This window comes from Paenibacillus sp. SC116 (assembly GCF_024733555.1).
Taxonomy (GTDB): domain Bacteria; phylum Bacillota; class Bacilli; order Paenibacillales; family Paenibacillaceae; genus Paenibacillus_B.
On sequence record NZ_JANIOF010000011.1, the window covers coordinates 17802 to 41647 of the forward strand.

The 23846-nt window shown below is 44.0% G+C and carries 24 protein-coding genes and 1 other annotated feature; all 24 genes read left to right on the top strand.

Annotation, left to right across the window (positions count from 1 at the left end):
• Positions 1-4 precede the first annotated feature (4 nt).
• The 24 genes from NQ117_RS23535 (at position 5) to rpsS (ending at position 23825) form a co-directional block, all read left to right on the top strand.
• On the top strand, positions 5-547 hold the full coding sequence (locus tag NQ117_RS23535) for an NYN domain-containing protein (RefSeq protein ID WP_258280450.1): 543 nt from the start codon (positions 5-7) through the stop codon (positions 545-547).
• Between the two features lie 202 nt (positions 548-749).
• Complete coding sequence (gene sigH, locus NQ117_RS23540; RefSeq protein ID WP_028595110.1) at positions 750-1406, top strand: RNA polymerase sporulation sigma factor SigH; 657 nt, start codon at positions 750-752, stop codon at positions 1404-1406.
• Between the two features lie 340 nt (positions 1407-1746).
• Positions 1747-1896 (top strand): 50S ribosomal protein L33, encoded by a 150-nt coding sequence (gene rpmG, locus NQ117_RS23545; protein WP_258280451.1) that lies wholly within the window; start codon positions 1747-1749, stop codon positions 1894-1896.
• A 38-nt stretch (positions 1897-1934) separates the two neighbouring features.
• Entirely contained in the window at positions 1935-2126 is a 192-nt protein-coding gene (gene secE, locus NQ117_RS23550; RefSeq protein WP_028595112.1) for a preprotein translocase subunit SecE, read from the top strand.
• A gap of 24 nt (positions 2127-2150) precedes the next feature.
• Complete coding sequence (gene nusG, locus NQ117_RS23555) at positions 2151-2684, top strand: transcription termination/antitermination protein NusG (RefSeq protein WP_028595113.1); 534 nt, start codon at positions 2151-2153, stop codon at positions 2682-2684.
• 74 nt (positions 2685-2758) lie between these two features.
• On the top strand, positions 2759-3184 hold the full coding sequence (gene rplK, locus NQ117_RS23560; RefSeq protein ID WP_258280452.1) for a 50S ribosomal protein L11: 426 nt from the start codon (positions 2759-2761) through the stop codon (positions 3182-3184).
• A gap of 60 nt (positions 3185-3244) precedes the next feature.
• Entirely contained in the window at positions 3245-3937 is a 693-nt protein-coding gene (rplA, locus tag NQ117_RS23565) for a 50S ribosomal protein L1 (RefSeq protein ID WP_258280453.1), read from the top strand.
• 94 nt (positions 3938-4031) lie between these two features.
• Positions 4032-4188: a sequence feature (ribosomal protein L10 leader region), on the top strand.
• Positions 4189-4243: 55 nt separating this feature from the next.
• Complete coding sequence (gene rplJ / locus NQ117_RS23570) at positions 4244-4747, top strand: 50S ribosomal protein L10 (RefSeq protein ID WP_258280454.1); 504 nt, start codon at positions 4244-4246, stop codon at positions 4745-4747.
• Between the two features lie 61 nt (positions 4748-4808).
• On the top strand, positions 4809-5171 hold the full coding sequence (gene rplL / locus NQ117_RS23575; protein ID WP_258280455.1) for a 50S ribosomal protein L7/L12: 363 nt from the start codon (positions 4809-4811) through the stop codon (positions 5169-5171).
• 131 nt (positions 5172-5302) lie between these two features.
• Positions 5303-5905 carry a class I SAM-dependent methyltransferase gene (locus NQ117_RS23580; protein ID WP_258280456.1) on the top strand — a complete coding sequence of 201 codons (603 nt, stop codon included), beginning with the start codon at positions 5303-5305 and terminating at the stop codon, positions 5903-5905.
• Positions 5906-6331: 426 nt separating this feature from the next.
• Positions 6332-9874, top strand: coding sequence for a DNA-directed RNA polymerase subunit beta (gene rpoB, locus NQ117_RS23585; RefSeq protein WP_258280457.1), 3543 nt, complete (start codon positions 6332-6334; stop codon positions 9872-9874).
• 185 nt (positions 9875-10059) lie between these two features.
• The gene (gene rpoC / locus NQ117_RS23590; protein ID WP_258280458.1) at positions 10060-13680 is read left to right on the top strand and encodes a DNA-directed RNA polymerase subunit beta'; all 3621 of its coding nucleotides are present in this window, start codon (positions 10060-10062) and stop codon (positions 13678-13680) included.
• 325 nt (positions 13681-14005) lie between these two features.
• Positions 14006-14260, top strand: a complete 255-nt coding sequence (locus NQ117_RS23595; protein WP_258280459.1) for a ribosomal L7Ae/L30e/S12e/Gadd45 family protein — start codon at positions 14006-14008, stop codon at positions 14258-14260.
• Between the two features lie 150 nt (positions 14261-14410).
• Positions 14411-14830 carry a 30S ribosomal protein S12 gene (rpsL, locus tag NQ117_RS23600; RefSeq protein ID WP_028595122.1) on the top strand — a complete coding sequence of 140 codons (420 nt, stop codon included), beginning with the start codon at positions 14411-14413 and terminating at the stop codon, positions 14828-14830.
• A gap of 52 nt (positions 14831-14882) precedes the next feature.
• The gene (gene rpsG, locus NQ117_RS23605) at positions 14883-15353 is read left to right on the top strand and encodes a 30S ribosomal protein S7 (protein WP_258280460.1); all 471 of its coding nucleotides are present in this window, start codon (positions 14883-14885) and stop codon (positions 15351-15353) included.
• Positions 15354-15409: 56 nt separating this feature from the next.
• Complete coding sequence (fusA, locus tag NQ117_RS23610) at positions 15410-17485, top strand: elongation factor G (protein ID WP_258280461.1); 2076 nt, start codon at positions 15410-15412, stop codon at positions 17483-17485.
• 110 nt (positions 17486-17595) lie between these two features.
• Positions 17596-18786, top strand: a complete 1191-nt coding sequence (gene tuf, locus NQ117_RS23615; protein ID WP_258280462.1) for an elongation factor Tu — start codon at positions 17596-17598, stop codon at positions 18784-18786.
• A gap of 214 nt (positions 18787-19000) precedes the next feature.
• Positions 19001-20335 carry a globin-coupled sensor protein gene (locus NQ117_RS23620; protein WP_258280463.1) on the top strand — a complete coding sequence of 445 codons (1335 nt, stop codon included), beginning with the start codon at positions 19001-19003 and terminating at the stop codon, positions 20333-20335.
• Between the two features lie 359 nt (positions 20336-20694).
• Complete coding sequence (gene rpsJ / locus NQ117_RS23625) at positions 20695-21003, top strand: 30S ribosomal protein S10 (RefSeq protein WP_028595127.1); 309 nt, start codon at positions 20695-20697, stop codon at positions 21001-21003.
• A 48-nt stretch (positions 21004-21051) separates the two neighbouring features.
• Entirely contained in the window at positions 21052-21675 is a 624-nt protein-coding gene (rplC, locus tag NQ117_RS23630) for a 50S ribosomal protein L3 (protein WP_258280464.1), read from the top strand.
• Positions 21676-21700: 25 nt separating this feature from the next.
• Positions 21701-22324 (top strand): 50S ribosomal protein L4, encoded by a 624-nt coding sequence (gene rplD / locus NQ117_RS23635; RefSeq protein WP_258280465.1) that lies wholly within the window; start codon positions 21701-21703, stop codon positions 22322-22324.
• Positions 22324-22614 (top strand): 50S ribosomal protein L23, encoded by a 291-nt coding sequence (gene rplW / locus NQ117_RS23640; RefSeq protein ID WP_258280466.1) that lies wholly within the window; start codon positions 22324-22326, stop codon positions 22612-22614. The genes rplD and rplW overlap by 1 nt, the downstream gene beginning before the upstream one ends.
• A 33-nt stretch (positions 22615-22647) precedes the next feature.
• Positions 22648-23478, top strand: coding sequence for a 50S ribosomal protein L2 (gene rplB, locus NQ117_RS23645; protein ID WP_144995541.1), 831 nt, complete (start codon positions 22648-22650; stop codon positions 23476-23478).
• Positions 23479-23549: 71 nt separating this feature from the next.
• Positions 23550-23825: a 30S ribosomal protein S19 gene (gene rpsS / locus NQ117_RS23650; protein WP_028595132.1), complete on the top strand. Its 276-nt coding sequence runs from the start codon at positions 23550-23552 to the stop codon at positions 23823-23825.
• Positions 23826-23846: the final 21 nt, after the last annotated feature.

Below are 23846 nucleotides of genomic sequence, written 5' to 3' on the forward strand. Positions count from 1 at the left end.
CTTTATGGCTCAACAGTCTGACTTTCGTGATGTACTGCTTGTTGACGGCTACAATATGATTGGAGCATGGTCGAATTTGAAGCAGTTGGCTGATCAAGATTTGGAGGAAGCTCGCAATCTATTACTGAATATGCTTGCTGATTATCAGGCTTATTCGGGACGTCGAGTCATTACAGTGTTCGATGCTTATCGAGTACCTGGGCTAGGGGCTTCCTATAAGCAAGGTGATGTAAACATAACATTCACAAAGGAAAAAGAAACAGCCGATGAATGTATAGAGCGGCTTGTAGCAGAGTTGAAGCATCGACGCCGAGCGATATATGTAGCTACTTCAGATATGACGGAGCAAAATGTAGCTTTTGCTCAAGGAGCACTGCGAGTTTCTGCACGTGAGCTGCAGCTCGTCATTCAACAAGCTCGCCAAGAAGTTCAGGTACGTATTCGCGACCAAGCTCTTTATCCTGTGAAGCGCAATCCTTTAGAGGAGAAGCTAAGTTTGGATGTTTTGTTAAAGTTAGAGCAGCTTAGGCGTGGGAAATCGAAATAAGCAACACTACAGCAAATGAGCAAATATTTGACCTACTTGGTAGGTAGTTTCAATAGTTTCCAGTTGATCTTCTAACCGAAAGTGTTTTTTTCGCATAGGGTCAAGCTTTCACGCGGTTGACGGTATACCAACTATTCTATATACTAAATCTATCATTTGTGATGTAACGGGTGGATTGCGTTGCAGGCCGGAGGGATTGCTAGTGAGTGTAGACCTCAAAGAATTGAGCACGTTCCCATACGATAAATGGACGGATGAACAACTCGTGGACGCTGTCCGTGAAGGTGATTGCGATGCTTTGGAATATTTGATAAACAAGTACCGTAATTTTGTTCGTGCTAAGGCCCGTTCTTACTTTCTCATTGGAGCTGATCGTGAAGATATTGTACAGGAAGGTATGATCGGACTATACAAATCGATACGTGACTTCAAAGGAGACAAGTTGGCTTCATTCAAGGCATTTGCCGAACTCTGCATTACCCGGCAGATTATTACTGCCATTAAGACTGCGACGCGTCAGAAGCACATTCCTCTTAATTCTTATGTTTCGCTGGACAAGCCGATTTATGATGAAGACTCAGATCGTACGTTATTAGATATAATCGGGGGCTCAAGGGTTTCTGATCCTGAAGAGCTTATTATCAATCAAGAAGAATTTGTTGGTCTTGAAGATAAAATGTCAGAGATATTAAGCGATCTGGAGCGAAAAGTGCTGATGTTGTATTTGGATGGGCGATCGTATCAGGAAATTGCAGTTGATTTGGATCGACATGTAAAGTCGATCGACAATGCATTACAACGTGTAAAGCGTAAGCTTGAGCGTTACCTTGAAGTTCGTGATGGTGTTGAACTGGCATAGTAAGTTATGAATTCGCTATTATTTACAGATTTAAGTCTACTTCTTACATAAGAAGTAGACTTTTTTTGATTTCGGATTGTAAATTGCCTGTACAGGTTTAGTTTGAAAATAAAACTACCATACTGATAGCAATAAAAGTTTGACGATCTTTACCTTTGTATTCAGCTGTCGGATATGATAGAGTAAAGGGCATAAACCCCCATGGCGTCAACATAAATTTCATTGACATGAAATTACCCGTATGATAAAGTGTTTTAGGTAGCCCTAAATATGCGTACGTTTTTAGGATAAAATTCCGACGCTTCTTATCATTAAAAGGTGTCTTCAGGAGGTGTACAACATGCGCGTAATCGTTACGATGGCTTGCACGAATTGCAAACAACGCAACTATACGACAACAAAGAACAAGCGCAATCATCCAGACCGCATCGAATTCAAGAAATTCTGCAAGTACTGCAACGAGCATACTTCTCATCGTGAAACAAGATAAGTTAGATGGAGGTGTAGTCCGTGGCTTTCTTAGGGAATATGAAGCGAAGTTTCGGGTCGATGTTTTCCTTCTTTTCCGACAGCTGGGGCGAGTTGAAGAAAGTTCGCTGGCCTAATCGTAAAGAGTTGACAAGCTATACGATCGTCGTTCTTTCTACGGTCATCTTTGTTACGCTTTATTTTTGGGTGTTGGACATCGGTATTTCCGCGATTGTCGAAGCGATTATTTAATAAAAGTCCCAAGGTGGATTGAGTATGGAAAAAAGATGGTATGTTGTCCATACCTATTCAGGGTATGAGAACAAGGTGAAAGCCAATCTCGAAAAGCGCGTCGAATCGATGGGCATGGAAGACAAGATATTCCGTGTTCTTGTTCCTATGGAAGAAGAACTGGTGAACAAAGACGGTAAGAAAAAGACTGTCATGCGTAAAGTTTACCCGGGATATGTTCTTGTTGAAATGATCCAAACTGATGAATCTTGGTACGTGGTGCGTAATACACCAGGTGTCACTGGATTTGTTGGTTCGACAGGTTCAGGTTCTAAACCTACTGCATTGTTGCCAGAAGAAGTTGATCAGATTCTGAAAACAATGGGTATGGAAGCTCCGAAGCCGACAGTTGATTTCGAACTGAAAGAGTCAGTGCGCATTAAAGTTGGACCGTTTGCGAATTTTGTTGGTTCTATCGAAGAGATTGTAACAGACAAAGAGAAACTCAAGGTTCATGTCAACATGTTTGGACGAGAAACCCCGCTTGAGTTGGATTACCACCAAGTGGAGAAGATTTAACAGATCTTTCTAAAAAGGTTTCTGTTGTGGGAGAGAGAACTCTACCCACATATTAGCGCAAGGAGGTGTACAACATGGCAAAGAAAGTCATTAAAGTTGTCAAATTGCAAATTCCAGCAGGTAAAGCGAATCCTGCACCACCGGTAGGTCCAGCATTGGGTCAAGCAGGTGTTAACATCATGGCGTTCTGTAAAGAGTTCAACGCGAAAACAGCTGATCAAGCAGGTCTTATCATTCCTGTTGAGATTTCTGTATTCGAAGATCGTTCCTTTACGTTCATCTTGAAAACTCCACCAGCTGCAGTATTGTTGAAAGTAGCTACTAAAGTGGAAAAAGGTTCTGGTGAGCCGAACAAGAAGAAAGTTGCGACTGTAAAGCGTAACGTTGTTCGTGAAATCGCTGAACAAAAAATGACTGACCTCAACGCAGCATCCGTGGAAGCGGCTATGCGTATGGTTGAAGGTACAGCTCGTAGCATGGGTATTGTTGTAGAAGACTAATCCGTCTTCGTACGCACATGTGGGAGGTTTATCCGTTATTACCACAAAGGAGGAAATATCATGGCAAAGCACGGTAAGAAATACCTTGAAGCTGCTAAGTTGATTGATAAAGATTCAATCTACGAGTCAGCTGAAGCCATTGAATTGGTGAAAAAAGCAGCGACTGCTAAATTCGACGAGACTGTTGAAGCTGCAGTTCGTTTGGGTGTAGACCCTCGTAAACAAGACCAAGCTGTTCGTGGTGTAGTTGTATTGCCACACGGTACTGGTAAAACTAAACGCGTTCTCGTATTTGCAAAAGGCGAGAAAGCTAAAGAAGCGGAAGCAGCTGGTGCTGATTTTGTTGGAGATCAAGATCTTATCAACAAAATTCAACAAGGCTGGTTCGACTTCGATGTCTGCGTAGCAACACCAGACATGATGAGTGAAGTTGGTAAATTGGGACGTATCCTTGGTGGTAAGGGCCTAATGCCAAACCCTAAAGCTGGTACGGTTACATTCGATGTTACTAAAGCGGTTCAAGAGATCAAAGCTGGTAAAATCGAGTACCGTCTAGACAAAGCAGGTCAAATTCACGCACCTATCGGTAAAGTATCTTTCAGCGCTGAACAGTTGAATGAAAACTTGAAAGCATTGATTGATGCTCTTAACCGTGCTAAGCCGGCAGCGGCTAAAGGTGTTTACATGAAGAACATCGCGGTTTCTTCCACGATGGGTCCTGCAGCACGCGTAAACACAGCTTCTTATCGTTAAGATGAGACAAACTATTGGTAATTAACGCTAAAGGTTGACATTAATCGACTTAACGTGTTAGTCTAATAGAGTTGTTGTTGACAACGGCATTAATTAAATTTGAATAAACGTACCGTAGACAGTAGGTGCCGCAAGGCTTAATTTCCTACCGAGGTGTTCGAATAGAATGAGTGCGAAGGTTGGGCGTAGCCCGCCCGCCATTCGCTTCGTATGCCTCTGTAGAACACTGCAGAGGCTTTTCTTATGCTAAGGCATGAAGAACTCATCGAATACATGCGGTCATTAATCTTGTAGGAGGTGGATCGAGTGGCAAACGCAAAAGTAATCGCAGCGAAACAAGAATCCGTTCAAGTAATCGCTGAGAAATTGCGTGGCAGCGCAACTACGGTTGTTGCGGACTATCGCGGATTGAGCGTATCTCAGGTGACTGAACTTCGTAAGCAATTGCGTGAAGCAGGCGTTGAATTCCAAGTATTGAAAAATACATTGGTTCGTCGCGCAACAGCGGAAGCTGAATTGTCTGAGTTGGATCAAGTTCTAACTGGACCTACAGCGATCGCGTTCAGCCGTGAAGACGCAATTGCTCCTGCGAAAATCTTGCATGATTTCGCAAAGAAGAACGATGCTCTTGAAATTAAAGGTGGCGTCGTAGAAGGTCGCGTCGTAGGCGTAGATCAAATTCAAGCATTGGCAACATTGCCATCTCGCGATGGTTTGCTGTCCATGTTGCTCAGCGTGCTTCAAGCACCTGTTCGCAACTTCGCATTGGCAGTCAAAGCAGTTGCAGAGAAGCAAGAGGCCGAAGCGTAAGAGACTTATTCGTCAAGAATGTGTCCTAAACTTATAAAAGAACTTAATGGAGGTTATCCTAATGAGCAAAGAGCAAATCTTGGAAGCCATTAAAGGCATGTCCGTATTGGAATTGAACGATCTTGTTAAAGCAATCGAAGAAGAATTCGGTGTAACAGCAGCTGCTCCAGTAGCAGTTATGGCTGGTGGCGCTGGTGAAGCTGCTGAAGAGCAGTCTGAATTTGACGTAATTTTGACTAGCCCTGGCGCTGGTAAAATCAACGTAATCAAAGTAGTTCGCGAAATCACAGGCCTTGGCTTGAAAGAAGCTAAAGACCTAGTTGACAACGCTCCAAAAGCTGTTAAAGAAAAAGTAAGCAAAGAAGATGCAGAAGCACTTAAAGCTAAGCTTGAAGAAGCTGGCGCATCTGTAGAAGTTAAGTAATAGCTACTTTCTTGATTCGAACCCCTTGAACTTGACTTCAAGGGGTTCGTTGTCTAGGATACGACGGATGACATGATATGTCTTTGACGCATCCTAGGCAAGAGAGGAAAGGAAGATAGGGGGTGTCGTAAATGGCTCACTATTACAGTAAAGAACAGCAAGTTGCTCATAATAGACAAGAAATGAAGTTTGAACTGCGTGGAATTTCATTGCGATTATGGTCGGATGCTGGTGTATTTTCAAAAGGCAGTGTAGATTATGGTAGCCGAGTTCTAATAGAACATATGGAAATTGCAGCGAACAGTCAGGTATTGGATGTAGGTTGTGGGTATGGGCCGATTGGCCTGATGGCAGCTAAGTTAAATCCAAATGGGCATGTGACTATGGTTGATGTCAATGAACGCGCGCTTACGCTGGCACAAGAAAATGCTCGCTTGAACGGTTTGTCTAATGTGACAATCCAAGAAAGTGATGGTTTAAATGAGCTGGTTGGCAAAGGGTACGATGTTATTTTGACAAACCCTCCAATTCGAGCAGGTAAGGATGTTGTACATCGTATATTTGAACAATCGTATCATCAACTAAATAAGGGTGGTAATCTGTGGATTGTAATTCAGAAGAAGCAGGGTGCGCCATCCGCAGTTGAGAGACTTAAAGACTTATTTGGCGAAGATAGTGTAGAAGAAGTGGCTAAGGATAAAGGATACCGTATATATCGAGCTATCAAATCCTAATTGGCAATATCTTCAGTAGAGTGCAGTGTATATTAATGACCACTTTTAATTGACTTGATATTTGTGGTGTGTTATTATTATAGAATGTCAGTATTAGAATGGTCTTCATGTCTTTAAATTACTGAAATGTCAAGCTTTTTTATGAAAAGCATGCATACATTTTCGTGAAGTAACGTATAATGTTTACATTTTGGGCAAATCTATCGAATATGAAGAACCTATGACAACACCGAGATGACGGAATGGGGAAACGGCGTCCATTGCAAATATGCGTTATAAGCGTTTTTGTTATGAGCGTATGTTTTCTTTTTGTGTTTGTTTCTTACTAAGGTGTTTTAGAGTCTCTTTCGTGGACTTTATTATAAAGGATATCGAAAAGGATTCGCAATCCAATTTTTTTGAGTAGACATGAGGGGTGAGTATAAGTTGGCAGGACATCTTGTTCAATATGGACGACGCACTCGACGTAGTTATGCGCGCATCGAAGAAGTTCTCGAAGTTCCGAACTTGATTGAAATCCAACAGAAATCGTACCAATGGTTTTTGGATGAAGGATTGCGAGAGATGTTCCAAGACATATCTCCAATTCAGGATTTCACAGGTAATCTAGTTCTGGAATTTATCGATTACAGCTTAGGTGAGCCAAAGTACTCGGTCGATGAATCTAAAGAACGCGATGTAACATATGCGGCACCGCTTCGTGTAAAGGTGCGTCTTCTTAATAAAGAAACCGGTGAAGTAAAAGAGCAGGAAGTATTTATGGGAGATTTCCCGCTCATGACAGAAACCGGAACGTTCATCATCAATGGTGCGGAACGTGTAATTGTCAGCCAGTTAGTCCGCTCCCCAAGTGTCTATTTTAGCACAAAAATCGACAAAAACGGGAAAAAGAACTATACGGCTACAGTAATTCCGAACCGTGGTGCATGGCTTGAGTTAGAGACGGATGCGAAGGATATTATCTATGTTCGTATCGACCGCACGCGTAAAATCCCAGTAACGGTACTTCTTCGTGCATTGGGCTTCGGAACTGACGAACAAATCTTAGATTTGCTCGGGCATGATGAATATATTCGCAACACTCTTGATAAAGACAACACAGACTCTACTGAGAAAGCGCTGATCGAAATTTATGAGCGCCTTCGCCCAGGTGAGCCGCCGACGTTGGATAACGCGAGAAGCTTGCTTATCGCTCGTTTCTTCGATCCGAAGCGCTATGACTTGGCGAACGTAGGTCGTTACAAAATTAATAAAAAGCTTCACATCAAAAACCGTCTCTTCAATCAGCGTCTAGCTGAGACATTGGTTGATCCGGATACTGGTGAAATTGTTGCTGAAGCAGGTCAAATGATTGACCGTCGTTTGTTAGATGAAATATTGCCGCGTTTGGAAAGTAACATTGGCTTCAAGATACATCATGTAGCCGGTGGAGTACACGAGACAGACGATATTCCAATGCAAACGATTAGCGTATATTCACCGGTTGATGACAGCAAAATCGTGAAGCTGATTGCGAACGGGATTATCGATAAGTCTGTTAAGAACATTACTCAAGCGGATATAATTTCGTCTATCAACTACTTCATCAACTTGCTTCACGGCATCGGAAGCACAGACGATATCGACCACTTAGGTAACCGTCGTTTGCGCTCGGTTGGTGAATTGCTTCAGAACCAATTCCGTATCGGTCTTAGCCGTATGGAACGTGTTGTTCGTGAGCGTATGTCCATTCAAGATGCGAACGTGATTACGCCACAAGCGCTCATCAACATTCGTCCGGTTATTGCATCAATTAAGGAGTTCTTCGGTAGCTCCCAGTTGTCGCAGTTTATGGATCAGACGAATCCATTGGCTGAACTGACGCACAAACGTCGTCTCTCTGCGCTAGGACCAGGTGGTTTGACACGTGAGCGCGCAGGCTTCGAAGTTCGAGACGTTCACCCATCTCACTATGGTCGTATGTGTCCAATCGAGACGCCAGAGGGTCCGAACATCGGTTTGATTAACTCCTTGTCCACGTTTGCGCGTGTGAACGAATATGGCTTCATTGAAGCTCCGTATCGTTGGGTTGATCCTAAGACAGGTCAAGTAACCGAACATATCGATTACATGACAGCGGATGAAGAAGATAACTATGTTGTCGCTCAGGCAAATGCTCCTCTTAATGAAGATGGAACGTTCCGCGATGACGCAACAATCGTTCGTTACAACAAGCAATCGGATAACATTCTTACAATGCCGACAGAACGTGTCGACTATATGGATGTTTCGCCTAAACAGGTTGTATCCGTTGCAACAGCGCTTATTCCGTTCTTGGAGAACGATGACTCTAACCGTGCGCTCATGGGATCAAACATGCAGCGGCAAGCGGTGCCATTGCTTATTCCGCAGGCTCCGTTTGTTGGTACGGGAATGGAACATAAATCGGCGAAAGACTCCGGTGTATGTATCGTATCTAAGATTAACGGTGTCGTTGAGCGTGTAAGTGCGAATGAAATTCAAGTTCGTGAGATTCAAATGGTAGATGGCCGCGAAGTTCGCGGAGATCTCGTTAAGCATAAATTGCAGAAATTCATGCGTTCTAACCAAGGAACTTGTATCAACCAGCGTCCGCTTGCTAAGCGCGGTGAAATCGTCAAAGTCGGCGATATTCTGGCTGATGGTCCTTCCACTGAAATGGGTGAATTGGCACTCGGTCGCAACGTTGTCGTTGCGTTCATGACGTGGGAAGGTTACAACTATGAGGATGCAATTCTTCTCTCTGAGAAACTTGTGAAAGAAGACGTGTACACGTCCATTCACATCGAAGAGTATGAGTCTGAAGCTCGTGATACGAAGCTTGGACCTGAAGAAATTACGCGTGACATCCCGAACGTCGGTGAAGAGGCACTTAAAAATCTTGACGAACGCGGTATTATCCGTGTTGGTGCTGAGATTAAAGCAGGCGATATTCTCGTTGGTAAAGTTACACCTAAGGGTGTTACGGAGTTGACGGCTGAAGAGCGTTTGCTCCATGCAATCTTCGGTGAGAAAGCACGTGAAGTTCGTGATACTTCCTTGCGTGTTCCTCATGGTACTGACGGTATTGTTGTTGATGTCAAAGTGTTCACACGTGAGAATGGCGATGAATTGCCACCAGGCGTGAACCAACTCGTGCGTGCATATATTGCACAGAAACGTAAAATCTCTGAGGGAGATAAGATGGCGGGACGTCACGGTAACAAGGGTGTCATCGCTCGTATCTTGCCTGAAGAGGATATGCCATTCTTGCCAGACGGCACGCCAGTTCAAGTTGTATTGAACCCACTAGGCGTTCCTTCCCGTATGAACATCGGTCAGGTACTTGAGGTTCACTTGGGTATGGCAGCACGTTACTTGGGTATGCATACTGCTTCACCGGTATTCGACGGTGCAACGGAGTATGACGTATTCGATACAATGGAAGAAGCAGGTATGCAACGCAACGGTAAAACCGTATTGTACGATGGACGTACGGGTGAGAGCTTCGAGCGTGAAGTTACTGTCGGCGTTATGTACATGATTAAGCTGGCGCACATGGTTGACGATAAAATCCATGCGCGTTCTACAGGTCCTTACTCTCTCGTTACTCAGCAGCCGTTGGGTGGTAAAGCTCAGTTCGGTGGACAGCGCTTTGGTGAGATGGAGGTTTGGGCACTTGAGGCTTACGGTGCTGCATACACCTTGCAAGAAATTCTTACTGTCAAATCCGATGACGTTGTTGGCCGCGTGAAAACGTATGAGTCGATCGTCAAAGGTGAGAACGTTCCAGAACCGGGTGTTCCAGAATCCTTCAAGGTATTGATTAAAGAGCTTCAAAGCTTGGGTATGGACGTTAAGATTCTGACAGAGAATGAAGAAGAAATAGAAATGCGTGAACTCGATGAGGATGAAGATGGTCCTCAAGACAAGCTGAACCTTGGTTTGGATGATGACTACGCAGTGGAATAAAGAGAACTAGCAGGACGATAGCAGGCAGCATTAGCTGCCTACTATCGTTACATGGTGTATAACCGTCTGTTCTAGGGAATTTGTTGTTCTTAGGGAGACATCTGCTCGAAGATAGAACGAAGTTCACTAGGCCGTCTAACAGTAGACGGTGATCTCAAGTACAGATTAAGGAGGGTCGCTCCTAGATGGACGTCAACAATTTTGAATTTATGAAGATTGGGCTTGCCTCTCCCGAAAAGATCCGTTCGTGGTCTCGCGGTGAAGTAAAGAAGCCGGAGACAATCAACTATCGTACGCTCAAGCCGGAAAAAGAAGGTTTGTTCTGCGAAAAAATCTTCGGACCGACGAAAGACTGGGAATGTCATTGCGGTAAATACAAACGTGTTCGTTACAAAGGTGTTGTCTGTGATCGATGCGGTGTTGAAGTAACGCGTCAAAAAGTACGTCGTGAGCGTATGGGTCACATTGAATTGGCAGCTCCAGTATCTCACATTTGGTATTTCAAAGGTATTCCAAGCCGTATGGGCTTGGCACTTGATATGTCACCACGTTCACTCGAAGAGATAATCTACTTCGCATCGTACGTGGTCACGGATCCAGGTGATACACCTCTTGAGAAGAAACAGCTGCTTTCCGAAAAGGAATATCGTAGCTACCGTGAAAAATACGGCCCTGCATTCCAAGCAGGCATGGGTGCTGAAGCAGTTAAGAAATTGCTTCAAGACCTTGATCTCGAGAAAGATCTTGAAACGTTGAAAGAAGATCTTCGTACGGCACAAGGCCAACGCCGTAATCGTGCGATTAAGCGTTTGGAAGTTATCGAAGCATTCCGTAATTCTGGAAACTTCCCGGATTGGATGATTCTCGATGTATTGCCAGTTATCCCACCTGAGCTTCGCCCAATGGTACAGTTGGATGGTGGTCGTTTTGCGACTTCTGACCTGAATGACTTGTACCGCCGTGTTATTAACCGTAATAACCGTTTGAAGCGCCTTCTGGACTTGGGTGCACCAGACATTATCGTTCAAAATGAAAAGCGTATGCTTCAAGAAGCAGTTGACGCGCTCATTGACAACGGTCGTCGTGGTCGTCCAGTTACAGGACCAGGTAACCGTCCATTGAAATCTCTCAGCCACATGCTGAAAGGTAAGCAAGGACGTTTCCGTCAGAACTTACTAGGTAAACGTGTAGACTACTCTGGACGTTCGGTTATCGTTGTAGGACCGAGCTTGAAGATGTATCAGTGCGGTTTGCCGAAAGAGATGGCACTTGAATTGTTCAAGCCGTTTGTTATGAAAGAGCTTGTTAACAAAGGCTTGGCTCATAATATTAAGAGCGCGAAGCGCAAAGTTGAGCGTGTTAGTCCAGAAGTATGGGACGTTCTCGAGCAAGTAATTCGTGAACATCCAGTTCTTCTTAACCGTGCACCTACGCTTCACAGACTAGGTATCCAGGCATTTGAACCAATTTTGGTTGAAGGCCGTGCTATCAAGCTTCATCCACTCGTATGTACAGCTTATAACGCTGACTTCGATGGTGACCAGATGGCGGTTCACGTTCCGTTGTCCGCAGAAGCTCAAGCAGAAGCTCGTTTGCTAATGCTCGCTTCCGGCAACATTTTGAACCCGAAAGACGGTAAGCCAGTTGTTACACCATCCCAGGATATGGTTCTCGGATCCTTCTACTTGACGATGGATAACAAGGAAGCTAAAGGTACAGGAATGATTCTGTCGAACATGAACGAAGCTGTTTCCGCTTATCAGCGTGATGTTGCTTCCTTGCATGCTCGTGTTATCATTCCAGTTAAAGCACTCGGTAAGACGTGCTTTACTGAAAAACAACAATCTGCTCTTCTCGTAACAACGGTAGGGCGTATTATATTTAATGAAATCTTCCCAGCTGATTTCCCTTACATCAATGAGCCGACGAAGCAAAACTTGTTCGAGGGAACACCAGAACACTACTTTATTTACGATAAAGGCGCGAACTATCGTGAGTATATCGAAAATATCCCGCAGACTGGTGCAGTTGGTAAGGATTATTTGGGTCAGATCATTGCTCGATGCTTTGAGACGTTCCATACGACAAAAACAGCTGTTATCTTGGATCAAATCAAGCAGCTCGGCTTCACGTACTCGACTCGTGCGGGTATTTCCATTGCGGTATCCGACGTTATCGTACCGCAAGAGAAGATCGAGGTATTGAAAGAATCTGATGACAAAGTTAAAGTTATTACGAACCAATATCGTCGTGGTCTAATCACGAATGAGGAGCGTTATGACCGAGTTATTGAAGTATGGTCGAAGTCTAAAGATGTCATTACAGATATCTTGATGAAATCGATGGAACGTTACAATTCAATCATGCTTATGGTTGACTCCAAAGCCCGTGGTAACAAATCGCAGATTACTCAGCTAGGCGGTATGCGTGGTCTCATGGCCAACCCGTCTGGTCGTATCATCGAGTTGCCAATCAAATCGAACTTCCGTGAAGGTCTTACGGTCTTGGAGTACTTTATCTCCACGCACGGTGCTCGTAAAGGTCTTGCCGATACAGCACTTCGTACAGCGGATTCCGGTTACCTTACACGTCGTCTCGTTGACGTTGCACAAGACGTTATCGTGCGCGAAGACGATTGCGGTACAGATAAAGGCTTCCTTGTTTCAGATATTTCTGATGGCAAAGAAGTTATCGAAGGTTTGTATGACCGTGTTGAAGGTCGTTACTCCTTCGAAACGGTTCGTCATCCGGAAACAGGAGCAATCATCGTTAACCGTAACGAGTTGATTGATTCTGACAAAGCGGATGCAATCGTTAAAGCTGGTGTCAAGAAATTGCAAATTCGTTCCGTTCTTAGCTGTCGTGCACGTCATGGCGTATGTAAGAAATGTTACGGTCGTAACTTGGCAACAGGTAAATTCGTTGAAATCGGAGAAGCAGTTGGTATCATTGCTGCACAATCGATCGGTGAGCCAGGAACACAGCTTACAATGCGTACGTTCCACACCGGTGGTGTTGCAGGTGACGATATTACACAAGGTTTGCCGCGTATCCAAGAGTTGTTCGAGGCGCGTAATCCGAAAGGTCAAGCGACTATCTCTGAGCTCGACGGTATAATCAAAGAAATCCGTGAAACAAAAGATCGTCGTGAGGTTGAAGTACAAGGTGAAGCTGAGACAAAAGTCTATGCAGCGAGCTATGGATCCCGTATCCGCGTACATGAAGGCCAGACGATTGAGGCGGGCGACGAGATTACAGAAGGTTCTATCGACCCTAAAGAAATGCTTCGCATTAAAGGTATTCGTGGCGTACAGAACTATATCCTTCAGGAAGTTCAGCGCGTATACCGTAACCAGGGTGTAGAAATCAACGATAAGCACGTTGAAGTTATGATTAAGCAGATGCTTCGTAAGATCCGTATTATCGATGCTGGAGATACTACGCTACTTCCAGGCGCATTCGTGGACATTTATGAATACGAAACGGCTAACAAAGAAGCGATCTTGGCTGGCAAAGAGCCGGCTGTTGCTAAACCAGTGTTACTCGGTATTACGAAAGCGTCTCTTGAGACAGATTCCTTCTTGTCCGCAGCTTCCTTCCAAGAGACAACTCGTGTCTTGACGGATGCAGCAATTAAGGGCAAAGTGGACCAATTGCTTGGTCTGAAGGAGAACGTCATCATCGGTAAGTTGATTCCAGCAGGTACAGGTATGAACCGTTACCGCAGTGTTAAAGTAATCAACCCGCTTGAAGAGACGAATGAAGAGGCATTGGATTCAGAAGAAGTAGTTAGCGTAGCTGACTAATTCGGGATAGATCTATCTGCCGATTTCTATAGAAATATAATGGCCGTTAGGGGGCTGCATGGTTAGTCCCTCTAACGGTCTTTATATGAATTTTAATTAGTTGTTACTTGATGTAATGGCAAACGTTTGTTATTGAAATTCTCGGACAAGATGGTATAGTAGATAAGTCGAGAAAATGATGGTTCATATATTTAATGAAGTAATTAAATAGTGAGCGAGCGATAATATTTTTATCAAAAATGATCTTGACATGAAATAATCCAAGTGATAATATATCGAAGTGTGCCCAAGAGGTTATCCTGTTTCTTTTGGAGGAACATGATTCATGTCTAATGATAAGAGTCTACAGGACACAAACATCAAGATTGGGACGAAACAGACGACGAAGATGGTAGAGCAAGGTAATGCTATTGAAGTCTACGTTGCTTTAGATGCCGACAAGAAATTAATTTCTAAGATAACATCACTTTGTTTCAAGCGTAGTGTAAAGGTAACGGAAGTTACTACAATGCTTGAGCTTGGCAAGCTGTGTGGTATCGAAGTCGGAGCTGCTATGGCAGTGATTCTCAAAGAAGAATAGCTAACCCAATGTTTTTGTGAAGGATGACCGAATGTACTGAAGTTTCCGGGAACAAAAACTTTTCATTTGCCCAATTATGAACCGCCTGGATCTGTGGGCTTAGGTAAGAAGGGTAATAAATGTTGATTCTATAATGAGGGGGTGGCAATCATGCCAACTATTAACCAACTAGTCCGTAAGGGCCGTCAAGCTAAAGTAACTAAGTCCAAGTCTCCAGCTTTGCAAAAAGGTTTCAATGCCTTGAAGCGTACGGAAACAGACTTGAGTGCACCTCAAAAACGTGGTGTTTGTACTCGTGTAGGTACTATGACGCCTAAAAAACCGAACTCCGCACTTCGTAAGTATGCGCGTGTTCGTTTGACTAACCGTGTAGAGGTTACTGCTTACATCGGAGGTATTGGTCACAACTTGCAAGAGCACAGTGTCGTGCTTGTACGTGGTGGTCGTGTAAAAGACCTTCCGGGTGTACGTTACCACATCGTTCGCGGTGCTTTGGATACTGCAGGTGTAAACAACCGTATGCAAGCTCGTTCCAAATACGGTACGAAGCGTCCTAAGAAAAAAGCATAATGAAAAAGTTCATGAGCATAAATCATGAACTTATTGAGAAAGGGGGATACACATGCCACGCAAAGGTCCAGTTACTAAACGTGACGTGTTGCCGGATCCGGTATACAACAGCAAGTTAGTTACTCGTTTGATCAACCGTATCATGATCGACGGTAAACGCGGTGTTGCTCAAACAATCTTGTATGATGCGTTCAAGGTTATCCAAGAACGTACAGGCAATGATCCTATGGAAGTATTTGAAGCAGCAATCAAAAACATCATGCCAGTTCTTGAAGTTAAAGCTCGCCGTGTAGGTGGTGCTAACTATCAAGTACCTATCGAAGTTAAGCCTGAGCGCCGTACTTCTTTGGGATTGCGCTGGTTGGTTAACTATTCGCGTAACCGCGGTGAAAAAACAATGCAAGAGCGTTTGGCAGCAGAGATTATCGATGCTTCCAACAACACTGGTGCATCTGTTAAGAAGCGCGAAGACACGCACAAGATGGCTGAAGCGAACAAAGCATTTGCTCACTACCGTTGGTAGGATACTAATGCGAGTTCGTTTCTCAGAACTCTTATTTTGAAGGGAGACTCCCCATTATGGCTAGACAGTTCTCCTTGAAGAATACGCGTAACATCGGAATCATGGCTCACATCGATGCCGGTAAAACAACAACTACGGAGCGTATCTTGTTCTACACAGGCCGTACTCACAAAATCGGTGAGGTGCACGAAGGTGCTGCAACAATGGACTGGATGGAGCAAGAGCAAGAGCGTGGTATCACGATCACTTCCGCTGCTACAACAGCAGCTTGGAAAGAACATCGTGTTAACATTATCGATACTCCGGGTCACGTTGACTTTACGGTAGAGGTTGAGCGTTCCCTTCGCGTATTGGACGGAGCAGTAGGCGTATTCTCTGCTAAAGAAGGCGTTGAGCCTCAATCCGAGACGGTATGGCGTCAAGCTGACCGTTACGGCGTACCTCGTATTGCTTACGTTAACAAAATGGACATCATTGGCGCTGACTTCCTCAACGTTATTGAGACCATGAAAGACCGTTTGCAAGCGAACGCTGTGGCAATTCAATTGCCAATCGGTGCAGAGAACGACTTTACAGGTATCATTGATTTGGTTGAGCAAAAGGCTCATATCTTCAAAGATGACCTTGGTCGCGATGTTGATATTATAGACGTTCCTGAAGAGTTCAAAGCGAAAGTGGAAGAACTTCGTATGGAACTAGTCGAGAAGGTTGCAGAACTTGACGAAGACTTGATGATGAAATACCTTGAAGGTGAAGAGCTGACGATTGAAGAAATCAAAGCTGGTCTCCGTAAAGGTGTTGTAAACGTTCAAATTTTCCCTGTTATCTGTGGTTCTTCTTACAAAAATAAAGGCGTTCAGCTTATGTTGGATGCAGTTATTGACTACTTGCCATCTCCAGTTGATGTACCAGATATCAAAGGTACATTGGAAGACGGCGAGGAAGCTATTCGTAAATCTTCTGACGAAGAGTCGTTTTCGGCACTTGCGTTTAAGATTATGACGGATCCTTATGTTGGTAAGTTGACGTTCTTCCGCGTATACTCTGGTGTATTGAAATCCGGATCTTATGTATTGAACGGAACGAAAGGCAAACGCGAACGTATTGGTCGTATCCTTCAAATGCACGCTAACAGCCGTGAAGAAATCGAAGTTGTTTACTCCGGTGACATCGCTGCTGCTGTAGGTTTGAAAGATACAAGTACGGGAGATACACTGTGTGACGAGAAGAGTCCAATTATTTTGGAATCAATGAACTTCCCTGATCCAGTTATCGAGATCGCGGTTGAGCCTAAGACTAAGGCTGACCAAGATAAGTTGGGTGTTGCACTCAGCAAATTGACTGAGGAAGATCCAACACTTCGTGCTCACACAGACGAAGAAACTGGACAAACGATTCTTGCGGGTATGGGTGAGCTCCACTTGGAAATCATCATTGACCGTATGCGTCGTGAGTTCAAAGTTGAGACGAACGTAGGTAACCCACAAGTTGCTTATCGTGAGACTTTCAAAACTGCTGCTAAAGTTGAAGGTAAGTTCGTTCGCCAATCTGGTGGACGCGGTCAGTTCGGTCACGTATGGATCGAATTCCAACCTCAAGAACCAGGCGCAGGATTTGAGTTCGTCAACAAAGTAGTCGGTGGCGTGGTTCCTCGTGAATACATCGCTCCGGTACAAGCTGGTATCGAAGAATCGATGAAGAACGGCGTATTGGCTGGCTTCCCGATGGTAGATATCAAAGCTACAATCTTCGATGGTTCTTACCATGACGTTGACTCCTCGGAGATGGCGTTTAAAATTGCAGGATCCATGGCGCTTAAAGCTGCTAAGGAAAAATGTAATCCGGTATTGCTAGAGCCAATCATGAAGGTTGAAGTTACAGTTCCTGAAGAGTACATGGGCGACGTTATGGGTATGTTGAACTCTCGTCGTGGTCGTATCGAAGGTATGGATTCTCGTGGCGGTGCCCAAATTATCCGTGCTAAGGTACCTCTCGCTGAGATGTTCGGTTACTCTACAACTCTTCGTTCCGGTACACAAGGCCGCGGAGTATTCGCAATGGAGCTTTCTCACTATGAAGAAGTTCCACGCAATATCTCTGAGCAAATCATTTCCAAAGTTAAAGGCGCGTAATCGAACAATTATCGCTTAACTTAACTTATATTCATGAATTGTCTGTAAGTTAAAGCTTACAGACAATCATCACACTATATTATTCCATCTACTAAGGAGGAATTGTTCAAATGGCAAAGGCAAAATTTGAGCGTAATAAGCCGCACGTTAATATCGGTACTATCGGTCACGTTGACCACGGTAAAACAACTTTGACTGCTGCAATCACAACTGTATTGTCCAAAACTTACGGTGGTGCTGCTGTAGCATTCGATCAAATCGACAAAGCTCCAGAAGAGCGCGAGCGCGGTATCACAATTTCTACTGCACACGTTGAGTACGAAACTGATACTCGTCACTACGCACACGTAGACTGCCCAGGTCACGCTGACTACGTTAAAAACATGATTACTGGTGCTGCACAAATGGACGGCGCGATCTTGGTTGTATCTGCAGCTGACGGTCCAATGCCACAAACTCGTGAGCACATCTTGCTTTCTCGTCAAGTAGGTGTTCCTTACATCGTTGTATTCTTGAACAAATGCGACATGGTTGAAGACGAAGAGTTGCTTGAATTGGTTGAAATGGAAGTTCGCGACTTGCTTAGCGAGTACGAATTCCCAGGCGACGACACGCCAATCATCCGTGGTTCCGCTCGTGAAGCTCTTCAAAACCCTGATGGTGAGTGGGCTCAAAAGATCGTTGAATTGTTCAAACAAATCGACACTTATATCCCACAACCAGAGCGCGACACTGACAAGCCTTTCTTGATGCCTGTTGAGGACGTATTCTCCATCACTGGCCGTGGTACAGTTGCTACAGGTCGTGTAGAGCGTGGTACGATCAAAGTCGGCGACGAGATCGAAATCGTTGGTATCCAAGAAGAAACTCGCAAATCCGTTGTTACGGGCGTTGAAATGTTCCGTAAATTGCTTGACTCCGCTCAAGCAGGTGACAACGTTGGCGCATTGCTTCGTGGTGTAGACCGCAACAACATCGAGCGTGGTCAAGTATTGGTTAAGCCAGGTACTGTTAAGCCGCACACTGTGTTCTCTGCACAAGTGTACGTATTGACTAAAGAAGAGGGTGGCCGTCATAAGCCTTTCTTCACTGGATACCGTCCACAGTTCTACTTCCGTACAACTGACGTAACTGGTGTAATCGACCTTCCTGAAGGTACTGAAATGGTTATGCCTGGTGACAACATCACAGTTACTGTAAATCTTATCAATCCAATCGCGATTGAAGAAGGTACACGTTTCGCTATCCGCGAAGGTGGCCGTACAGTAGGTGCAGGTGCAGTTGCTTCAATCGTTAAATAATATCGCTTAGCGATATGATAAACAGTCCTTCTCCTTAGGGAGAGGGGCTTTTTTTGATATATGGGGTTGTATTTTTAGATGAAGCTCAATATACAAATATTTTAATATTTGCTTGAAGATTTTGTATCCGAATGACTATGTACATGATTATAATGAAAGGGATGTAATAAAACTCCATAAACACAAAAGATTCCTACGAGGGAGTGTGCAATGAATGTTTAAGCGATGGGGGTATAATAAAGATAAAGAAAATGATTTTGTAACTCGTAACGACACTATTGATAAGTGGGACTTTGATCTAGAGCAGGCTGATAAAGAGGGCAGTATACAATTTGCTAAAGATCATAAGATATGGTCTCAATTAGACATGATCCAACTTACGACCAATGATCTCGGTATGCTTCATTTAGCTCAACCTTATCTTCTGCCCTGGTTAGATGAAATCAGTGAGGCATTTTATGCTTCCGTTTTACAGGTAGAATCTCTAAAACAAATGATCAATCAGCATAGTAGTGTTGAGAAATTGAGAGTAACATTACGCAAGCACATCGAGGAAATGTTTGATGGCCTTATTAATGAAGCATATGTAGAAAAGCGTATGCGTATTGCGGCTATTCATTATCGAATAGGTTTGGAGCCAAAATGGTACATGGGGGCTTTTCAAAAAGTTCAAGCAGTTGTGTTTGAGCGATTGATGCTGCATGCTGCAAATCCAAAGTTGGCTATACAAGTTGTACATAGTTTTAATAAGGTATTGAATCTTGAACAGCAGCTCGTGCTTGAGTTTTTTGAAATGAAAAGACAACAAGCAGAGAAAGAACATATTCGTCAAAAGGATCAGCTGCATAAACAAATTAGTAAACTAAGTGAACAATTAGCCTCGTTATCTGTTCGTACCAATGATGCGATTCAAGAAATGGTCTCATATGGGATTGAACTGAACAATTCTACTCAACAAACTGCAAATTCATCTATAGCTACCCAACGAAATGCTGAAGAAGGCAAGAAATTTATGAATGAGTTGACTGTTAGTATTCAACAGATTGACGTAGATATGCAGCAGGTCGAACAACATATGAGTGCTCTTAAAATGACGACTGAACATATTGCCTCAATTGCCCAGTCCATTATCGCTATAGCTGATCATACACATCTATTATCTTTGAATGCCTCGATTGAAGCAGCGCATGCGGGTGATCGTGGAGCAGGCTTCTCAATTGTAGCTAAGGAAGTAAACAAGCTTGCTGTAAGTACGAAGCAAACCGTGAACAATATTGAAAATCTAATTATAAATTCGACGGAAGTAACGAAAACAGTAGTAGATGTGATTTCAGCGGTTCAGAACAATGCCGGGCAGGTAAGAACAAACGCGGAGCTCACAATGGAGAAGTTCTCAAACATAGTTACTGGAATTTCTGAAAGCGCTTCACAGCTTAATATCATTAGTAATAGCATACAAAGCTTATCTGATGCAATCCAAAGCATCAGTGAATCAACCGAACAAGTAGCTTCATCGGCTGAGCAGCTAAATCGTATCAGTTCTATTTAATCGATTTGAGCGAACTATTAATCTACAATAATAGCAAAATAGAAGTGGAATAGATTTCCGTAGAAAAATTCAATTGCTTCATTATATAATGGACAACAGCAGAAGACGAATAGTTCCCGACAGATGCAGGACATCAGAACGTACAAACCTTATTACAGAAGGAATTGTTTCGTAATGAATTAAAATAAAAGCTTGCAATTGTCGGGACTATTATATATAATAGTGAATGTTGTTCGTCGACGTTGCGATGATGTGAGAGGTTACCGACACACCCGGCCCCTTTGCCATGGGGGAGTGTGAAGGAAAATTTTCGCGGAGTATGTCCGATGCAAAATTGGGCGATTAAAGGAGGGAATACAATGGCAAAGCAAAAAATTCGTATCCGCTTAAAAGCATACGACCACAGAATTCTTGATCAATCCGCTGAGAAGATCGTTGAAACAGCGAAACGTTCCGGTGCAGGAGTGTCCGGTCCAATTCCGTTGCCAACGGAGAAGCAAATCATCACGGTTCTTCGTGCGGTGCACAAGTACAAGGATTCTCGCGAGCAATTCGAAATGCGCACTCATAAGCGCCTTATCGATATCGTGAGTCCTACGCCGCAAACGGTTGATGCGCTTATGCGACTAGATCTGCCGTCCGGTGTAGATATCGAAATCAAGCTGTAAATAACAGCTTAAAATGAACGGATCATGGAAACGAAAAGAGGTGTCAACATGAAAGGTATCTTAGGAAAAAAACTCGGCATGACTCAAGTCTTTACCCCAGAAGGTAACGTATTGCCAGTTACAGTTATCGAAGCTGGTCCTTGCGTCGTTCTTCAGAAGAAAGACGTTGAGAATGACGGCTACGAAGCAATCCAAGTCGGCTTTGCTGACAAAAAGGAAAAGCGTTCTAACAAGCCTGAACAAGGTCACGCTAAAAAAGCAAACACTACACCTAAGCGCTACATTAAGGAATACCGCGGTATCGATCTTTCTCAATACGAAGTTGGCCAAGAATTGAAGGCTGATCTCTTCGCAGAAGGCGAGTTCGTTGACGTAACAGGTATTTCTAAAGGTAAAGGCTTCACCGGCACAATCAAGCGCTGGGGACAAAGCCGCGGACCAATGTCTCACGGTTCCCGTTACCATCGTGGCCCTGGTTCCATGGGTTCCATTCAAGCGAACCGCGTACCTAAAGGCAAACGCCTTCCAGGTCACATGGGAGCTGAAACAGTTACAATTCAAAACCTTGAAGTTGTTAAAGTGGATGCGGAACGTAACGTTATCCTCGTTAAAGGCTCCATTCCTGGTGCTAAAAACAGCTTCATTAACATTAAATCTGCAATTAAAAAGTAATTGGTGAGGAAAGGAGGAGCTCAGAATGCCTAAAGTAGCAGTATTCAACATCTCCGGTGCTCAAGTTGGCGAGATTGAACTTGCTGACAGTGTATTCGGAATTGAACCCAACAAACATGTGCTTCATGATGCTGTTGTGATGCAGCTTGCATCCATGCGTCAAGGAACACACAAAGTTAAAGGACGTTCCGAGGTTCGCGGCGGTGGCCGTAAGCCATGGAAACAAAAAGGTACTGGTCGTGCACGTCAAGGTTCTATTCGTGCGCCGCAATGGAAAGGCGGCGGTGTCGTTTTCGGACCAACACCACGCAGCTATGCATACAAGCTTCCTAAAAAAGTTCGCCGTTTGGCGATTAAATCCGCACTTTCTTCCAAAGTGTTGGAAAATCAAATCATCGTTCTTGACGAGTTGGCATTCAATGCACCGAAAACGAAAGAATTCAAAGCATTGCTTAACAACTTGAAAGTGGATCGTAAAGCGCTAGTTGTGCTTCCTGAGTACAGCGACAACGTTGCATTGTCCGCTCGTAACATCCCATCCGTTAAATTGGTAGCTGCTGACGGAGTAAACGTTTATGACGTTCTTCGCCATCAAAAGCTTATCCTTACTAAGGATGCGGTTTCGAAGGTACAGGAGGTGTTCGCGTAATGAAAAACCCTCGTGATATTATCAAACGCCCAATCATCACTGAGCGTACAGCTGAGATGATGGACGGCCTGAAATACGTCTTTGAAGTTGATATCCGTGCTAACAAAACGGAAATCAAAGCTGCTATCGAGCAAATCTTCAAAGTTAAAGTAGCAGGCGTGAACACTTTGCGTGTTCCAGCTAAACCAAAGCGCTATGGTCGTTACAATGGTTACACTTCCGAATGGAAGAAAGCTTTCGTAACATTGACTGCAGACAGCAAGCCGCTTGAGTTCTTCGAGACGGTATAAATACACAATTCTTAAAGTTAGGAGGGAAAACTAGTGCCTATTAAAAAGTACAAACCGACATCCCCGGCTCGCCGTGCAATGAGCGTATCTACGTTCGAAGAAATCACAACGAGCACACCGGAGAAATCGTTGCTTGCGCCTCTTAGTAAACAAGCTGGTCGTAACAACCAAGGTAAAATTACAGTTCGTCACCAAGGCGGCGGACACAAACGTAAGTATCGTATTATCGACTTCAAACGTAACAAGGATGGCATTCCAGGTCGCGTTGCTACAGTCGAGTACGATCCAAACCGTACTTCCAACATCGCGTTGATTAACTATGCAGATGGTGAAAAGCGTTACATTATCGCTCCTAAAGGCTTGAAAGTTGGAGACGTAATTGTTTCTGGACCAGAAGCTGATATCAAGATCGGTAATGCATTGCCGCTTGAAAACATTCCTGTAGGTACAGTTATCCACAACATCGAGTTGAAACCAGGCAAGGGCGGTCAGTTGGTTCGTGCAGCTGGTACGGAAGCTCAATTGCTTGGTAAAGAAGAGCGTTATGTTACAATTCGTTTGGGTTCTGGCGAAGTTCGTAAAGTATTGAAAGTTTGCCGCGCTACAATCGGATCTGTAGGTAACGAAGACCATGAGCTCATCAAAGTTGGTAAAGCAGGTCGTTCACGTTGGTTGGGCAAACGTCCAGTCGTACGTGGTGTTGTAATGAACCCTGTTGATCACCCACACGGTGGTGGTGAAGGTCGTGCACCAATCGGTCGTAAATCTCCTATGTCTCCATGGGGCAAACCGACACTTGGTTACAAGACTCGCAAGAAGGGCAAGCACTCCGACAAATATATTGTTCGTCGTCGCACGAAGTAATATTTGTTTGGTTAGTAAATTAGCCGCGTAATAAGCGAAATTAACGGATTTCGTGAAGGGAGGATTTACACATGGGTCGCAGTTTGAAAAAAGGACCATTCATTGATGGTCATCTAATGAAAAAGGTTGAAGTTATGAACGAGAGCGGTAAAAAAGTCGTTATTAAGACTTGGTCCCGTCGTTCTACTATCTACCCTCAATTCATTGGTCACACATTCGGCGTTTATGACGGTCGCAAACACGTGCCAGTGTACGTAACTGAAGATATGGTCGGACACAAGCTTGGCGAATTCGCGCCAACTCGTACGTACAAAGGTCATGACGACGATAAGAAGACAAGACGTTAATACTGATATTTAGCACTTGAG

Coding starts and splice junctions, on each gene's coding strand:
- tuf (WP_258280462.1), top strand. CDS start 17,596: ATGGCAAAGGCAAAATTTGAGCGTAATAAGCCGCACGTTAATATCGGT.
- NQ117_RS23620 (WP_258280463.1), top strand. CDS start 19,001: ATGTTTAAGCGATGGGGGTATAATAAAGATAAAGAAAATGATTTTGTA.
- NQ117_RS23580 (WP_258280456.1), top strand. CDS start 5,303: ATGGCTCACTATTACAGTAAAGAACAGCAAGTTGCTCATAATAGACAA.
- rpsJ (WP_028595127.1), top strand. CDS start 20,695: ATGGCAAAGCAAAAAATTCGTATCCGCTTAAAAGCATACGACCACAGA.
- rplK (WP_258280452.1), top strand. CDS start 2,759: ATGGCAAAGAAAGTCATTAAAGTTGTCAAATTGCAAATTCCAGCAGGT.
- rplD (WP_258280465.1), top strand. CDS start 21,701: ATGCCTAAAGTAGCAGTATTCAACATCTCCGGTGCTCAAGTTGGCGAG.
- rplW (WP_258280466.1), top strand. CDS start 22,324: ATGAAAAACCCTCGTGATATTATCAAACGCCCAATCATCACTGAGCGT.
- nusG (WP_028595113.1), top strand. CDS start 2,151: ATGGAAAAAAGATGGTATGTTGTCCATACCTATTCAGGGTATGAGAAC.
- rplC (WP_258280464.1), top strand. CDS start 21,052: ATGAAAGGTATCTTAGGAAAAAAACTCGGCATGACTCAAGTCTTTACC.
- rpmG (WP_258280451.1), top strand. CDS start 1,747: ATGCGCGTAATCGTTACGATGGCTTGCACGAATTGCAAACAACGCAAC.
- rpsS (WP_028595132.1), top strand. CDS start 23,550: ATGGGTCGCAGTTTGAAAAAAGGACCATTCATTGATGGTCATCTAATG.
- rpoC (WP_258280458.1), top strand. CDS start 10,060: ATGGACGTCAACAATTTTGAATTTATGAAGATTGGGCTTGCCTCTCCC.
- fusA (WP_258280461.1), top strand. CDS start 15,410: ATGGCTAGACAGTTCTCCTTGAAGAATACGCGTAACATCGGAATCATG.
- NQ117_RS23535 (WP_258280450.1), top strand. CDS start 5: ATGGCTCAACAGTCTGACTTTCGTGATGTACTGCTTGTTGACGGCTAC.
- secE (WP_028595112.1), top strand. CDS start 1,935: ATGAAGCGAAGTTTCGGGTCGATGTTTTCCTTCTTTTCCGACAGCTGG.
- rpsL (WP_028595122.1), top strand. CDS start 14,411: ATGCCAACTATTAACCAACTAGTCCGTAAGGGCCGTCAAGCTAAAGTA.
- rpsG (WP_258280460.1), top strand. CDS start 14,883: ATGCCACGCAAAGGTCCAGTTACTAAACGTGACGTGTTGCCGGATCCG.
- NQ117_RS23595 (WP_258280459.1), top strand. CDS start 14,006: ATGTCTAATGATAAGAGTCTACAGGACACAAACATCAAGATTGGGACG.
- rplL (WP_258280455.1), top strand. CDS start 4,809: ATGAGCAAAGAGCAAATCTTGGAAGCCATTAAAGGCATGTCCGTATTG.
- rplA (WP_258280453.1), top strand. CDS start 3,245: ATGGCAAAGCACGGTAAGAAATACCTTGAAGCTGCTAAGTTGATTGAT.